This window comes from Akkermansia sp. GGCC_0220 (assembly GCF_017566105.1).
In the GTDB taxonomy this organism is placed as follows: domain Bacteria; phylum Verrucomicrobiota; class Verrucomicrobiia; order Verrucomicrobiales; family Akkermansiaceae; genus Akkermansia; species Akkermansia massiliensis.
In genome coordinates this window covers 1-1,019 of the sequence record NZ_JABFCI010000050.1, presented here as the reverse complement: position 1 = coordinate 1,019, position 1,019 = coordinate 1, and the positions used below count along the sequence as shown (strand labels likewise).

At 60.3% G+C, this 1,019-nt stretch carries 2 protein-coding genes; one reads left to right on the top strand and one right to left on the bottom strand.

Annotated features, from left to right (window positions below; all coding sequences use genetic code 11):
* Positions 1 to 694 (bottom strand): hypothetical protein (locus HJW02_RS12920; protein WP_208050667.1); only part of this gene is annotated, 694 nt, incomplete at its 3' end.
* Here HJW02_RS12920 and HJW02_RS12915 point away from each other — a divergent pair.
* Positions 693 to 1,019, top strand: a 327-nt coding sequence (locus HJW02_RS12915; RefSeq protein WP_208050666.1) for a hypothetical protein, incomplete at its 3' end; no start/stop codon positions are given. The two genes, HJW02_RS12920 and HJW02_RS12915, sit on opposite strands and share 2 nt — an antisense overlap.

Sequence of the window (1,019 nt, the reverse complement as noted above, 5' to 3'; positions counted from 1 at the left end):
GCTCCCACTTGGAATCGGGCAGGGCGTTGCGTTCAATGGTGCGAACGATGCGCTCCTCTCCCTCCCCCTTGACGATGGTCACCTTGTTGCCTTCTTCGCGGCGTTCGATGAAATGCGGCTCCTGACCGGCGCGCCGGTTGGTGATATGGGTGACCTTGACTCCGTTTTCAAGCGAGGTTTCATAGACGGCCGTCTTGTAGGGCTCTCCGGCAACGGTGAACCCGCCTTCCCCGTCCGGGATGGTCTTGCCGGGAGCATACCACTCCAGGGTGAGCCTGTCGCCTTCGGGAATGCTTCTCATCAACCCCTGGGCGCGGGAATAAACGCTGGCAAGGGAGCCGTTTTGATGGTAAGTGACCTGGACCTTGCTGAAGTACTCCTCGGCAGAGATCACATGGCCCGAAGAGCTGGTGACCGACACGACCTCTCCGGTGGCTGCCGAGAAGCGCAGGACCATGCCGCCGGGAAGAACCATGTCCATGAAGGCGGGAGTACCCTGGAGGTTGGGAGTAAGATCTTCGTTGAGAAGCCTCACACGGTAGTTGACCTTCCTGGAAGAGCCGATGGGAGAAGCATCGCTGCTTCCCTCGTTAGCTTTGAAATAGAGATGGCTTCCGGAGGGGCGCTTGACGGTGACGCGGCGCTCGTCAGCCGAGAAGGAAGCGCTCCAGGCCATGGGGTGGTTGTAGCGCATGGAAAAGCCGCTGGAAGCCGGGGCATTAGTGGTGGCAGAGCGTGCCGTCCTGATGAACCTGGCGGGAGCCGGAGGCGTGGGTCCTGCCGGGGAGGAAGGGTTGATGCAGGCGTTGCCCTGGCAATCCTGCTCTCCCTCGGGATCCCCCGGAGTGGGCTGTGTCTGGACACAGTGTTCGTCCCCTTCCTCATTGCACTCACATTCACAGGGGCAGGGTTCCTCTTCCTGGTCCGGCTCGCTGGAAGAAGAGGAAAGGGAACTTGAACTGCTGCTGGAAGATGAGCTTGAGCTCGAAGAACTTGATGACGAAGAGCTGCTGCTGGAA